7 protein-coding genes are annotated in these 14,889 nt (G+C 41.4%); 6 read left to right on the plus strand and 1 reads right to left on the minus strand.

Annotated elements, in window-relative coordinates; all coding sequences use genetic code 11:
* Window positions 1-63: 63 nt before the first annotated feature.
* Together B091_RS12285 and B091_RS11565 are read left to right on the plus strand one after the other, a co-directional pair.
* Window positions 64-282 carry a hypothetical protein gene (locus tag B091_RS12285; RefSeq protein ID WP_051069789.1) on the plus strand — a complete coding sequence of 73 codons (219 nt, stop codon included), beginning with the start codon at window positions 64-66 and terminating at the stop codon, window positions 280-282.
* Window positions 258-2,471 carry a cobaltochelatase subunit CobN gene (locus B091_RS11565; protein WP_051552737.1) on the plus strand — a complete coding sequence of 738 codons (2,214 nt, stop codon included), beginning with the start codon at window positions 258-260 and terminating at the stop codon, window positions 2,469-2,471. Before B091_RS12285 ends, B091_RS11565 begins: the two co-directional genes overlap by 25 nt.
* A gap of 98 nt (window positions 2,472-2,569) precedes the next feature.
* On the opposite strand, the gene B091_RS0100170 is transcribed toward B091_RS11565, so the two are convergent.
* Window positions 2,570-4,471 (minus strand): glycoside hydrolase family 43 protein, encoded by a 1,902-nt coding sequence (locus B091_RS0100170; protein WP_018107974.1) that lies wholly within the window; start codon window positions 4,469-4,471, stop codon window positions 2,570-2,572.
* Window positions 4,472-5,032: 561 nt separating this feature from the next.
* Here B091_RS0100170 and B091_RS0100175 point away from each other — a divergent pair.
* The 4 genes from B091_RS0100175 to B091_RS0100190 all read left to right on the plus strand — a co-directional run bounded on the left by B091_RS0100175 (window position 5,033) and on the right by B091_RS0100190 (window position 14,880).
* Window positions 5,033-8,152 carry a SusC/RagA family TonB-linked outer membrane protein gene (locus tag B091_RS0100175; RefSeq protein ID WP_018107975.1) on the plus strand — a complete coding sequence of 1,040 codons (3,120 nt, stop codon included), beginning with the start codon at window positions 5,033-5,035 and terminating at the stop codon, window positions 8,150-8,152.
* 16 nt (window positions 8,153-8,168) lie between these two features.
* Window positions 8,169-10,064: a RagB/SusD family nutrient uptake outer membrane protein gene (locus B091_RS0100180; RefSeq protein ID WP_018107976.1), complete on the plus strand. Its 1,896-nt coding sequence runs from the start codon at window positions 8,169-8,171 to the stop codon at window positions 10,062-10,064.
* Window positions 10,065-10,102: 38 nt separating this feature from the next.
* Window positions 10,103-13,099, plus strand: a complete 2,997-nt coding sequence (locus B091_RS0100185) for a SusC/RagA family TonB-linked outer membrane protein (protein WP_025069304.1) — start codon at window positions 10,103-10,105, stop codon at window positions 13,097-13,099.
* An 86-nt stretch (window positions 13,100-13,185) separates the two neighbouring features.
* The gene (locus tag B091_RS0100190; RefSeq protein WP_026166266.1) at window positions 13,186-14,880 is read left to right on the plus strand and encodes a RagB/SusD family nutrient uptake outer membrane protein; all 1,695 of its coding nucleotides are present in this window, start codon (window positions 13,186-13,188) and stop codon (window positions 14,878-14,880) included.
* Window positions 14,881-14,889 lie beyond the last annotated feature (9 nt).

Below are 14,889 nucleotides of genomic sequence, written 5' to 3' on the forward strand. Positions count from 1 at the left end.
GTTACCTATTCAAAAGCCAATAGAACATAATCGTTTGATTAATAGCTAATAAAACATTTTCTTATGTTTCGCGCAATACGAGCCGAAATGGAGTATAAATGGGGACAACCCGAAGATGCTGCGCAAATGACTTGGCGAAACCAACGTGGCGAGCTTTTCTTTGTGTTGCCAATGATAAAATACGGGAATATAGTTTTAACACCTAACCATCGAGAGGGTGGGAAGATAATGGAGCTAGTCTCTATCACGACCCCATTGTGCCGCCTCCACATCAATATTTAGCCTATTATTTATACCTCAAATATGGCTTCAAGGCAGATGCTGTGGCGCATCTCGGAACACACGGAACGCATGAGTGGCTACCAGGAAAAGAAGCGGGACTCAATCGCGACGACTATCCTGAGGCGCTTATTATGGATGTTCCCAATATCTATCCTTACATTGTGGACGACGTGGGCGAAGGCTTGCAAGCCAAACGACGAGGGCAAGCTGTGGTTGTAGATCACATGACTCCACCATTCGATAAGGCATCGTTGAACCCCGAGTTGAGGGAAGTGAAAAATGCAATTTCTAAATTGCACGACCAAAGGAGCAAAAGCCCTATGGCTACTAAAATTCTTTTCGATGATTTGCGATTGAAAATAGACTCTTTGGGAATATTAAAAGATTTGAGTTTGGATAGTATTACCATTCACAATCTCGAACTTGTGGACGATTATATTAGAGAGATAGAAGAAAAGCAAACCCCTTTTGGCTTGCATACTTTTGGGGTATCGCCTACCGACAGATATATTGAATCTACTGCCGATGCCATCATGTCTATGAAAACGGATTTGTTGGCTGATGAAGCCACATTGTTCAGAGAAGAGGTGTTGATGAATTTGAAGAAATCGGGAGGCGAAGAGCTCAATTCATTTATAAATGGACTGAATGGAAAATACATAAGAGCAGGTACAGGAAACGACCCCATCAGAAATCCGAGTTCGCTACCTACGGGCAAAAACTTTTTTGCTTTCGACCCTCGACTTATTCCATCAAGAGCAACATACGATTTTGGAGAAAAATTGGCTGAAGAATTGATTGTCAAATACAAGTCGGACAACCAAGGGGAGTATCCATCCAAAGTGACTATAAATCTCTGGACAGTAGAATGTATCCGCAACGAGGGCACAATGGAGGCACAAGCGCTCAACCTTTTAGGCGTAAGACCCATTTACAATAGTTCCGATCAGGTAGTAGACCTAGAGCTTATTCCTAAAGAGGAACTGAAACGTCCACGAGTAGATGTTGTGTTCACACCATCAGGCTTGTATCGAGATATTTTTCCCGAACTGATGGCATTGCTAGATAAGGCAGTCTCACTTGCCAGAACGGCTCAGGAGGAAGATAATTTTGTTCGGCAACACATCTTGGAGTCAGAAGACAAACTGAAACAAATGGGCGTGGCAAGCGATTCTCTAGCCCATCGCATAGCTTCCGTACGCTTGTTTACCAGTCCATCAGGATCATACGGAACAGGCATAAGTGGAACTGTGGAGGCATCGGGTACATGGGACAATGAGGAGGATGTAGCCGAAATCTATTTCAACAGAATGGGCTATCTATATGGTCAAGGCTTTTGGGGCACAAAGGTGGAAGATGAGTATACAGATTTGCCCAAAGATTTTTCGAAAAATGTATTCAAAAATACTTTGTCGGGTACTAAGGTGGCTTTGCATAGTCGCTCGTCCAACCTATATGCTCTGCTAGATAATGACGATATGTTTGAATATCTAGGTGCTGCTGGCATGGCTATACGCACACTTGATGGCAAATCGCCAACGGTGATGTTGACCAATCTTATAGACCCTAAAGCTCCGATGCAAGAATCACTAGAGAAGTTCCTAGGACGAGAACTCAAAACACGTTACCTCAACCCTAAGTGGATAGACGAAATGATAAATGAGGGTTATGCAGGAGCTCGTTTTATCAACAAAATGATTTTCAATCTTTGGGGCTGGGAAGCTACTATGCCCGAAGCTGTGAGCGACAATGATTGGAATCAGGTGTGTGAAACATACATAGAAGATAAATATGCGTTGAATATCAAAGAGCGATTCAAAGCTAGTGGAAACTTATTTGCCTATCAGTCTATGCTGTCCAGAATGTTGGAAACGGTGCGAAAGGGAAATTGGAAAGCTGATGACAAAACGGTGAATACCATGCTGCTCCAATTCAACGAAACCATCAAGGAAGTGGGACTAGCCTGCAACATGAATGTTTGCAACAATGAACCTCTGATAGACTACATATCCAATAAGATAGCAGAAATGCCCTCTTTGACTGAGGATGAAAAATCGCGCTACGAGTCGGAGCTTCAAAAACTTCGTCAACAAGGTGCAGAAGAAGGCAAAGGCAATGATTTGGAAAATGGACAATCGCCATGGATGAAATCGGCTGTGAAGAATATCAATTTGCAGATGAGTAAATAAGCTACAAGGTAGAATTTGTTTAAATTAAAAAACCTAGTGAGGATTATGATATTCTCACTAGGTTTTTTATTGTTTATACCTTAATACAATCTAATACCTTATAAGCTCGGAATCACCTGTATGATGCTTCCATCTTCGGCAAACTCCATTCTATCCATACATACTTCGCGATGGAAACCTCCCGCTCCATTAGGCATATTCATGCCGTCGGGTCTGTGGATACGGTGATATACAATATGCCATTCGTCGGTTTCTGGCACTTGCAATACCGAGTTGTGCCCTGCTCCGTAGATGCCTCTAACATCGTCTCGCATGATTACAATATTGTTTTCGGGAATAGTTAATTCTCCTAGTGGCGACTTTGCCGTAGCATAACGCACCTTGTAGTTAGGGCTACGGGTATCGTCCTCAGACCAAAGGAAATAGTAGAGTCCTTTGCGATAGAAAACATACACAGCCTCTCTGAAAGTATTGTCGGGAGTCATCACTTTTACCGTATTTTTCTTTAGCGAAATCATGTCTTTATTTAGCTCTGCACCAGCCATATAGCCATTGCCCCAGTAGAGGTAGCTTTTGCCCGTTTTAGGATCGGTGAATACATCGGGGTCTATTTGTTGTCCTCCCGTAATTCCTTTGGGGTAGAAGTCAACAAGAGGTTTGCCCGAATCCTTGAAAGGACCAGTGGGTTCGTCCGATACAGCTACACCAATTTTTTTAGGCTCGCCTTCTTTTCCTCCACTAAAATAGTAGTAATATTTGTATTGATTCTTTCCCGTTTTTTTCTCAATAATACATGGCGCCCATGCGTTTCCATCTGCCCACGATAGGTCTTTTTTGTGATCAAGAATCACACCTTCATCTTTCCAATCTTTGAGGTTGTCAGACGAAAATGTTTTGAAATACCATCCTCCCCATCCATCAAAGCCATCGCTAGTGGGATAGAGGTAATATTTGCCTGTTTTTTCGGCATATAGAATTTCGGGGTCGGCATAGAATCCAGCAATAATTGGGTTTTTGCTTGTTGGCATTTCAAAACCACTTGGCACTCCCCATTTGTCAGTTATGGCTTTCATTTCCCAACGGGTGATAGGAATAACCGAACCATGACGAGGATGAAAATCCATGCTGATTTCCTGATCCACCACTTTAAATACATCTAAGTCCTTGCTTTCGCAAAACTGATATTTTCCTTTCATATACACGTCGTACATCAAAATGTAGGTGTCGCTATTGGTCAACCTAAAAAGGCTCGAACCTTCTACTGCATCTCTCGTTTGTTGTTTATATCCAGGTTGTTCTATCCATTTGCCCGATGCTAGGTTATCTGTAATGGCTAGTTTGATGCCATTGCCATCTCCTTCGGTTTTGTAGAACATATGGTATAGTCCATTTTTGTTCACAATATCGCCATCTATACACGAGCCACCATTCTTGGGAAAGAAAAGCTGTTTGGGCTCTCCCACCAAGTCCGTAAAGTCATCGTTGGCATAGGCATAGTAAATAATGTCTCTGCCTGCGCCATGTTGCATAGACCAGTAAACCATGTATTTGCCCACTTCTGCATCGTAGATAGTTTGTGGTGCCCACACTCTTTTCAGGTTTTCTTGTCCCTTATATTTTTGTTGAATGTTGATATTCGATGCTGTCCAGTTTACAAGGTCGGTAGATTTGAGGAGGGTCATTGCACGATTGGAGTCCCAGCCTTTGGATGAGGTCATGTCTGTAACCACCATGTAGAAAGTTTTGCCATCCTCGCAGCGCAAAATATGTGGGTCGCGTACACCACCCGTCGCACTAATCTCTTTGGAGTCTATGATGGGTTGGTTGTTGTTGAGCGCTCTATAATTATATCCATCGCGGCTGATGGCATAGCAGATAGCCTCGTCTTTTACGTCGTTGCCTTTGAAATAGGTAAATAAATAGCCCACAAAATCTTTTTCGGCAGGGCCATTTTTATACTGGCTTTGCACCGATAATGCGATGCAAAGTAGTAGTGCCATTGTCAATTTAATTCTTTTCATTTTTCTCATAAAGTATTTAGAGTTTAACAATCATTTTTTTTCTAAAAAACAAAAAATACATTGGTGTGATGTTTACTACAATCAGCAAAATTAGTTCAAAAACAATTCACAGAGGGGGTAAAAATCGTGCAGAAAGGTTTATAAACTTGTCAGAATTACATCCATTGCCCCTCGTGAGGCTATTGTAGCTCATATTCTTCAAGTTTGAGGAATTTATAATCTGAAAAGATAGATGTGTTAATTTTTGTATGCAAGAAAGGGGTGTGTAGACCTCCTTATACTGGATCTGAGTGCCATTCTCCTCCTCTCAAAGCCATTGATAGATGGTGTTAAATGACTGGGGCGAAAGTCATATCTTAGGCAGTTTCTCCGTTTCTATCGTCGAAATAAGAGCTTGACCTTTATTTCGATTCAAGTGAATGATTTTTGAACATCCCTGAATATTGCTTTCAGTAGGTTTGTAACACTATTTAGTGAATGAGGGTATATTCTCTAAATAAAAGTTAACCCATTTTTAGAAATTAAAAAAATCATGTATCTATGGAAAAACACAACTATTTGATAAAAGAGTCAAGAGGGAGCTCATCCAAATGGATAGCTCTATACTTGTTACTCTTTTTAGTATTTGGTTCTAATGCCGCTTTTGCTCAAAACCACTCTGTAACAGGAGTTGTGAAAGAGGCTGGCAGTAATGAGCCATTGATTGGTGTCACTGTATCGGTAAAGGATAGTCCAAATGTGGGCACAATGACCGATATGGATGGTAGATTTAACCTGAAGGGAGTAAATCCTAAAGCAAGCTTAGTGTTTTCATATATTGGTTTCGACGAACAAGTTGTAGCCATTGCAGGACGTTCTGTAATAGATATTGAGATGAGCGAAAATGCTATTCAATTGGGCGAAGTGCAAGTAGTTGCATATGGGGTGCAAAAGAAAGTTACCGTTACGGGAGCCTTGTCTTCTATGTCGGGCGACGACCTTCTGAAAACACCTACGGGTTCTATAACCAATGCCTTGGCTGGTAAAATGACAGGAGTAAGTTCTATTCAGTATTCGGGAGAGCCAGGAGCCGATATGGCAGAAATATTTATTAGAGGAGTTACCACTACCAACAACGGCACACCACTAATACAAGTGGATGGTGTGGAAAGAGATTTTTCGCAAATAGACCCCAACGAAATAGAAAACATCACCATATTGAAGGATGCCTCGGCAACCGCAGTATTTGGGGTGAGAGGTGCCAATGGTGTAATCTTGGTAACTACTAAAAGAGGGTCGGAGGGAAGAGCTAAAATAACTGCGTCAACTTCTTTTGGTGTCAATATTCCTACTCGCTTGGTAGATTTTGCCAATAGCTACCAATACGCTACTTATTATAATGAGGCACAGCGCAATGATGGTATTGCGGAAAGTCAATTGCGATTCTCACCCGAAGCTTTGGCAGCATTCAGAGATCATACCGACCCTATACTTTATCCTGATATGGATTGGATGGACTACATTCTCAAGAGTTCGTCTTTTCAATCTCAACACAACCTCAATATTTCGGGAGGAACAGATAGAATTAAATATTTTATCTCGGTAGGAATGTTTGATCAAGATGGTTTGTTCAAAACATTTGCAGGAGACGAAAACTCTAAATATAGTTATAGGAGATATAACTATCGTTCTAATATCGACTTCGATATCACAAAATCTACAACACTATCGCTCAATGTGGGTGGAAGAGTAGAAGATAAACATACACCTATCTCTAAAGAAGACCAAGGACAATTGTTCCGCCACTTATATTGGGCAACTCCATTTGGTGGGGCTGGAATTGTAAATGGCGATCGTATAGTTGCATCCAAAGATATTTTTGGAGACAAAACAGGTATAGATGGTCTAGAGCCATTTTATGGAAGAGGATATAGAAAGAGGTTAGGAAATAATTTAGATATCGACTTGTCGCTAAATCAGAAACTAGACTTCTTGACTAAGGGATTGGTATTTAGAGTAAAAGGCTCCTACAATACTTATTATGACCAAACAAAAGAGCGTGCAAGTTCTAAAGCAGTTTATAGTCCACGCCTCAATAATTTGGCGAATCCTTCGGATGGTTATGTTTTAGAATTGAAGCAAGAAGAAGGACGTTTGGGCTATGGAGAGTGGCATGGCAATTCTCGTAACTGGTATTTCGAAACTAGTATGGGCTACAACAGAAGCTTTGAAGAGCATACCTTAGGGGCTCTCTTACTTTACAATCAATCTAAGAGATATTATCCAGCCAAATATACAGATATTCCTACAGGTTATGTTGGTTTAGTGGGACGTGTGTCGTATGACTATAAACAAAAATATATGGCAGAGTTCAATGCAGGATACAATGGTTCTGAGAACTTTAGATCGGGCAAGCGCTATGGATTTTTTCCAGCAGGATCTGTGGGATGGGTAGTAACAGGCGAGGACTTTATGAAGAGTCTCGATGTTGTTTCGCATCTCAAGGTAAGAGCATCATGGGGATTGGTAGGTAATGATAGATATGGAGACGAACGATTTATGTATCTGTCAGATTCTTACGCATTTGGTGGAGGATATAACTTCGGAACCAATGTAGGTAGCAACAAACCAGGTGCTTATGAAATGAAGAAAAACGACCCGAATGTGACTTGGGAAACTGCCTTTAAACAAAACTATGGAATAGATCTTTATTTCTTAGCCGACCGCCTGAAACTGAATGCAGATATGTTTTGGGAGCACCGTAAAGATATTTTAGTGCAACCACAAACCATTCCTGGCATCATCGGCATTGGACTTCCTGTAATGAATAATGGGATTGTAGATAGCCGTGGTTATGAATTGCAAGTGGGCTGGGCCGACAAAATTACGGATGATATGCGTTATTGGGTGAGTACTAATATGTCTTTTGCTCGTAACGAAATCATTGAGATGAATGAAGTGAGACAAAGCGAATCTTATTTGCAACGCACAGGGCATACCGTAGGGCAACCATTTCTCCGAAAATTCTGGGGCTTCTATGATGAAACGGCTAACGAAAGATACAAGGCACAATACGGACACGATATTGCAGAACACTCGGGAGCAGTACTGAAACCTGGAGACGCTGTGTATGTGGACTTGAACAACGATGGAGTGATAGACGAAAAAGATGAAATGGCATTAGGCTACACCAATCTTCCACGATATACAGCTGGCTTGAATTTAGGATTTCAATACAAAGGTTTCGACATCAGTATGCAATGGACTGGAGCATGGAATAGTTCTAGAATTTTGCAAGAAACATTTAGAGACCCTATGGGCGAAACAGCTGATAGAGGGCTAGTACTCACACACTATGAGGATAGATGGACTCCCGAAACAGCATCTTCGGCACGATGGCCAAGAGCATCCATGGAGGGACGAAAAAATAATACAGCCAACTCAGACCTCTACTTAGTAGATGCTAGTTACCTCCGCCTCAAGAGCGTAGAACTAGGATATTCATTTGATATGCCATTTATGGAAAAAGCAAAAATATCGTCACTTCGCCTCTATATTAGTGGATACAACTTGTTGACCTTCGATTCATTCAAATTTGGAGATCCTGAGTCACGTACAAGCGATAGACCAAACTATCCGTTGACAAGGGTTATAAATTTTGGATTGAAAATCGGTTTTTAAGAACAACTAATACAATATGAAAATGAAAAAGATAAAAATATATATAGCCTCATTCCTTATAGGCATCTCGTCTTTTTATTCATGCGTAGACGATGTGAATTTTGGCGATAGCTTTTTGGAAAAAGAGCCTGGCGTGGATGTTACCATAGATGTAATATTTAGCGATGCCGAAAGTGCAAGACGTTTTTTGTGGGATAATTACAGCAGAATGTACTACGCCTTGCCTACCTACTGGAATGCCTTGGACGACAAAATGAATATGGGAATGTTTGAAGCCCTATCAGATGCATTCCATAGCCACCTAGAGTGGGATGGTGTAAACCGCTTATACTATTCGGGGGCATACAATGCAGGACACGAAAACTCGGGTGGACATGGACGTTTTTCGTTTACACGAGAAAACACATGGGAAGCCGTGAGAGCTAGTTGGGTATTTATCGAAAACGTAGATAGAGTTCCCAATATGGACGATGAAGAAAAAGCAAGACTGAAGGCAGAGGCAAAAGTGATTGTTGCATCTCGCTACTTCGATATGTTTCGTCATTTTGGAGGTTTGCCAATTGTAGATCATGCTTTCCCTATCACTACCAATCCCGCCGATTACTATACCGAGCGTGCAACAGTAGAGGCAACTACCAATTTTATGATAAAGTTGTTAGATGAGGCTGCAAAAGATTTGCCATGGTCGCTACCCGAAGACGAAATTGCTAACTGGGACGGACGTTTTACTGAGGCATCGGCATTGGGACTCAAAACCTCTATTCTTCTTTTTGCTGCTAGTCCGTTGTTCAACGACGATGTACCTTACAGTACAGAATCTCCGCAAGATGCGGTTACCAATCATCATGTATGGACAGGTGGCTACAAGTCGGAGATGTGGACAGAGGCATTGAAAGCGTGTGAAGATTTTTTCAAAAAAGTACAATCCAATGGTATCTACGAACTAAATCAAGCAAGTGGCACATCGGTAAACAACTACCGAGAGGCTTATCAAAATGCCTACTTCAAACGTGGTAGTGGAGGCGACAATCCAGAATTGCTAATCTCTACTCGCAAGCGCTACACCTATGGAAGCAATGGGCAATGGGACTACTATTTTCCGCAGTCAACTACACAAGGAGCATTCACGCCTACACAAGAGTTTGTAGAAATGTTTCCGATGAGCGACGGAACTCCTTTTAGTTGGGATAATCCAGAACATGTAAAAAATATGTTTTCGGAAAGAGACCCTCGTTTGTTCGAAAATATTTTAGTTAATAATGCTGATTTCCAAGGACGTCAAGCAGAGCTTTGGGTAGGAGGTAGAGAGGCACGAGACAACTCGGCAAAAGAAGTGTCGGAGTATGCAACAGGATATGGTCTCTACAAATTTATTCTAGACAAAAGTAAGAATATCAATAAACCTACACTATGGCCCTATTTGAGAATGGCAGAAGTGCATCTCAACTATGCCGAAGCCTTGATGGTGGCTGGGCGAACGCAAGAGGCAATAGCTCAGGTAGATCTTGTGCGTGCACGAGTGGGAATGAAGGGATTGAAAGAGTCTAACCCAAATTTGAACATGAATGACTCTAAAGTTTTGTTAGAAGAAATATTGAGAGAAAGAGCCTGCGAACTAGGATTTGAGGACGTAAGATTCTTTGACCTCATAAGACATAAACGTGCCCAAGATTTTAAAAAAGTATTGCACGGACTACGCATCTACAGAGCAGATGGTATCAACGACTCGTGGTCGGATAAACCTGCTGCCGACAGAGGGCCACGTCCTACGGAGTTCAAATATGAAGTGTTTGAGCTAAGTAACTCTAAAAGAATATGGTGGACAAACTTCAGTACCAAATGGTATTTGACAGCCTTTGCACCTAATGAAATCCACAAAGATTATGGTCTAACGCAAAATCCTGGTTGGTGATGAGAAAGAGAATAAATTTTAACCTTAGAAAATTCAAGATGAGAAATAAAATAGTAGCATTCATTGTTTTAGCAACCTCCTTTTCGGGCTTTGTGCACGCACAAGACAAAATAAAAGGTAAGGTGCTAGACAGATGGAATCAACCCATATCTGGAGCTCAGGTGTCTGTTGTTGACAATCCTTTGGTGAAAACAACAACTGCACGAGACGGAGCTTTTGATATTGATAATGTGGGAGCAACTAAAATAATAGTTGACATACCCGAAAGAGGACAGCAAGTAGTAGATATCACAAATTCTAATCTTCAGGAACTAGAAATCGTGATGGCCTACGAGTCTGAGTCTGTAAATAGGGGCTTTGGTATCAAGCAAACTGTTGCCGAATCTACAGCCGCAATTTCCAAAGCAGAGGCAAAAGATATTAATAAGCGTTCGGCATTTAACCTAGCAAACTCCTTGTTCGGCAATGCGCTAGGTCTAACCTCGCTACAGAAATCGGGAGCAAAGTGGGAAGAATATCCTGCATTCTCTATCAGAGGTATCAAAACCTTGGCGAGCAACGATGTGCTTATTCTAGTTGACGGTTTTGAACGCCCTATCGACAATATTACGATAGAGGAAGTAGAGTCGGTATCTATTCTTAGAGATGCTGCGGCAGTAGCATTGTATGGTTTTAGAGGAGTAAATGGTGTGATAGCTGTGGAAACAAAAAGAGGGAAATACAACTCTCGTGAAATTAATGTCAACTTCGACCATGGTTTTACAAGACAGCGTTCTACACCCAATTTTGCAGATTCATATACCTATGCCAAAGCATTGAATGAGGCGTTACTAAATGATGGAAAATCTCCACGATACAATCAAAACGAATTGGCTGCTTTCAGAGATCAAACTCATCCATACCTTTATCCTAATGTAGATTGGTTTGGCGAAACATTCCGCAATCATGGAGTTTCGGATATCTACAATATCAACTTCAGAGGGGGAGGTTCTAAAATGAGATACTACACTATGCTCAATCTCGAAAACAATAGCGGTTTTATGAAAGAGCCTAGCCCCAAAACTAGTTATAAAACGCAAGAGGCTTATTCAAAAGCCAATTTGCGAATCAACTTGGACGTCGATATCACTCAAACAACAATTATGAAGGTAGGTTTGCTTGGTATTTTGGAAGAGTTTCGACGTCCAGGTTTGAATTCTGACAACCTAATGGATAAACTCTACACTGTGCCTTCGGCTGCCTATCCTGTGAAAACAGAAGATGGCATCTGGGGTGGAAACGCAACATGGGGAGCTAATATGAATCCTGTTGCTTTGGCTCATGCTAGAGGTTTTTCTAAAGGGCACAACAGAGCCTTGTATGCAGATATTGCATTGACTCAAAAACTCGATTTTTTGACAGATGGACTGAGCGCTACTGCTAGAGTAGGGTACGACAACTTGGCAAAATATTGGGAAGGTTCTATCAGAGATTATTTATTTGCAAGCGACGTGGCAGATATGTCAACAGGTGTGCCTACCAATATTGATAGATTCTCAGGAGGTAAATCGGGAGACGACGCAAGTTTCGACAGAAAGTTGGATAGCGAGTTGCGCCACTTCAATATGGTGGGAAGCATCGATTATCAAAATCGTTTTGGAGTGCACGGGCTCAACAGTTCATTCATCTATTCTTACGATAGAGCAGTGGCCAATGGACAGCATAATACACTCTTTAGACAAAATTTTGCTGGATATTTCCACTACGATTTCGACAGAAGATACATTGCCGAACTTAGCCTTGTGGCATCAGGATCCAACAGATTGGCAAAAGGAGGCAAATACGCATTTTCTCCAACGCTATCGGCTGCATGGGTACTTAGCAACGAAGATTTCTTCAAAGCATCATTCATCGATTTCCTTAAAGTGAGAGCATCTGCAGGTATTATTCATGCCGACAATATTCCTTATCAAAACTATTGGAATCAAGATTTTGGCGGTGGCGGAGGCTATCCAATTGACGATAACTTTGGCGGTGGCGGTGGTCTCGAAGAAGGACGACTTCCAGTATTGAATCCGCGAAAAGAGCGTGCAAAGAAGCTAAACTTTGGGGTAGATGTATCAGCTCTAAAAGGAATTGTGTTTACGGCAGATGCTTTTTATGAAAGACGAGACAATATTTTTGTGTCTTCTGATGGTGCTACTTCAGCCGTAATAGGTGGCAAAAGAGCTTATGTGAATGCTGGTATTGTAGATAGTTATGGTTTTGAAACAGGTTTAACTGTGGATAAAAAAGTAGGGCAAGTAGATGTTCATCTTGGAGGTAAGTTTACTCTTGCCAAAAATGAGATCAAAGAGCAACTCGAAGAAGCCAGAGCGCACGATTATCTACGTCGCACAGGGCATTCGGTGGGGCAGATATTTGGATTGCAGGCTATCGGATACTTTGTAGATCAGCACGATATTGCTAACAGTCCTACACAACAATTCTCGGAAGTGAAACCTGGTGATGTGAAGTATAAAGATCAAAATGGAGACGGTGTAATCAACAGCGACGATGAGGTGGCTATTGGCTACAATACGCAAGTGCCAGAGTTGTATTTCTCTTTCGATTTTGGAGTGGAGTGGAAAGGCTTTGGGCTATCTGCAACATTGCAAGGAGTGGGCAATTATAGCACCATGTTGAATACCAAAAGTGTGTACAAACCATTGGTAGACAACACAACAGTGTCTAATCACTATCTCGAAAACAGATGGACACCTGAAACTCCGTTTGCCAAGTATCCACGTCTGACTACTGAGAGTAATGAAAACAACTATCGTAACAATACTGTTTGGTTGGCAAATGCTTCGTACCTCAAATTAAGAAACTGCGAGGTGTATTATAAATTTCCAGTAGAAATGATTTCTAAGTTGAACATGAGTAATGCAAAACTGTATGTGAGAGGGGTAGACCTATTGACGTTTGACAAGTTGGATGTAGGAGATCCTGAAAATACAGGAGTGGGTTATCCACTAACCAAATCGGTGCATGTTGGTTTTGCGATTGGTTTCTAAACAAAAGATTTTGCTATAAATCGGTTTCAAAATCTATTGATTTTCAATAGAAGTAAATAGTTTTTTGGAACTCAAATAAAGATATTATGAGAATAAAAAATAAAATAATAATCCTTTGTCTATGCCTTGCATCCTTGGTTTCGTGCCAAGATGACTTGGACTACAATGAGTTTGTAACTTATGACAAAGAACAGATATTTTCGAGTTTTGGTAGAACAAAAGATTATGTAAATAATATATATTCGTACCTCGACTACGACTACGGAAACTTTGGTGGAGGAATGTTGGCATCTGCATCTGATGAAGCAGAATATGCCTGGACTTCTTCCAATGTGCACGACTTTTATAATGGCACATGGAGCCCTACCAATGCTAAGGCAGATGTATGGAACAACCATTATGCAGGAATCAGAGCTGCCAATTTCTTCTTAGAGGAATGTGCAGGAAGAACTTTCGACGATTTCAAAAACAACAAAGAATATGAGGACGAAATGACACGCTTCAATCGTTATCAGTACGAGGTGCGTTTCCTAAGAGCCTACCTTTACTTCAACCTTGTAAAGCATTTCAAAGATGTGCCTCTTGTACTCCAAGTGGTTTCGGAAGAAGAAGCAAATGCAGTTGCGCGTGAGTCTCATGCCGCAGTGCTCGACTTTGTAATAGCAGAATGTGATGCCATTTTCAAAGAGCTGCCTATTATCAGAAAGTCGCCATTCAAAGACCCCTTCAACGAAACTGGGCGTATAAGTGGTATGGCTGTAAAAGCGCTGAAAGCAAGAGTATTGCTCTATTATGCAAGCCCACTCTACAACTCAAATAATGATGCAGCACTTTGGCAAAGAGCCGCTTTAGCAAACAAAGAGGTTATTGACCTCAGTTTGGAAAACGGTATAGCTTTAGGAAAATATACTGATATCTGGGGAACGGATAGTTACAAGACTGCCGAAGGAATTTTTATGAGACGCATTGGCGACCTCAATGACCTTGAAGGCAGAAACTTTCCTATTGGTGTAGAGGGCGGAAGATCAGGGAATTGCCCTACTCAGACCTTGGTGGATGCTTATGGAATGAAATCTACAGGTTTGGCATGGGATGCCGCAGGTAGTGGCTACGATGCCAACAATCCGTATGCCAACAGAGACCCTCGTATGGCAATGACTATTGCAAAGAATGGAGATATTGGTTGGCCAGCCTACAATACCAATGCACTCGAAACCTTTGTTGGCGGCAGAAATGCAGCACCGCTTTCGGGAGCAACTCCAACAGGTTATTACCTCAAAAAACACTTAGACGGCACCGTAGATTTGCGTCCAGCTAGTTCAAATAGCAAACGCCACTCATGGGTAACATATCGTTTGGGCGAGTTTTATCTCAACTATGCTGAGGCTACTTACCAATACCTTGGTGGTGCAGATGCTACAAATGGAGACTTGACAATGTCGGCTCGTGAGGCAGTGAATATAATTCGCAATCGAACAGGTGTGGAGATGCCAAACTTGGTAGCGGGTATGTCTAATACCGATTTTGAGAAAGCATACATCAACGAAAGAATGGTAGAACTAGCATTTGAAGGACACCGCTTTTGGGATGTAAGACGTTGGAAAAGAGGTGAATTATTGAAAGAAATAACAAGAATGAAAATTACCAAAGACAATTCGGGAGCAATAACCTATGAACGTGAAAAGAAATTGAGATTGTGGGATGACAAAATGTATTTCTTTCCTATACCTGATGGTGAACGTAGAAAAAATACAAATTTGACTCAAAATACGGGATGGTAATTTTATAAA

The sequence above is a fragment of the Bacteroides propionicifaciens DSM 19291 = JCM 14649 genome, assembly GCF_000375405.1.
Taxonomy (GTDB): Bacteria; Bacteroidota; Bacteroidia; order Bacteroidales; family Bacteroidaceae; genus Bacteroides_E; species Bacteroides_E propionicifaciens.

Excerpts from the sequence above, each read along its gene's own strand:
- B091_RS0100185 (WP_025069304.1), top strand. The coding sequence starts at position 10,103 with ATGAGAAATAAAATAGTAGCATTCATTGTTTTAGCAACCTCCTTTTCG.
- B091_RS0100190 (WP_026166266.1), top strand. The coding sequence starts at position 13,186 with ATGAGAATAAAAAATAAAATAATAATCCTTTGTCTATGCCTTGCATCC.
- B091_RS0100180 (WP_018107976.1), top strand. The coding sequence starts at position 8,169 with ATGAAAATGAAAAAGATAAAAATATATATAGCCTCATTCCTTATAGGC.
- B091_RS0100175 (WP_018107975.1), top strand. The coding sequence starts at position 5,033 with ATGGAAAAACACAACTATTTGATAAAAGAGTCAAGAGGGAGCTCATCC.
- B091_RS0100170 (WP_018107974.1), bottom strand. The coding sequence starts at position 4,471 with ATGGCACTACTACTTTGCATCGCATTATCGGTGCAAAGCCAGTATAAA.
- B091_RS12285 (WP_051069789.1), top strand. The coding sequence starts at position 64 with ATGTTTCGCGCAATACGAGCCGAAATGGAGTATAAATGGGGACAACCC.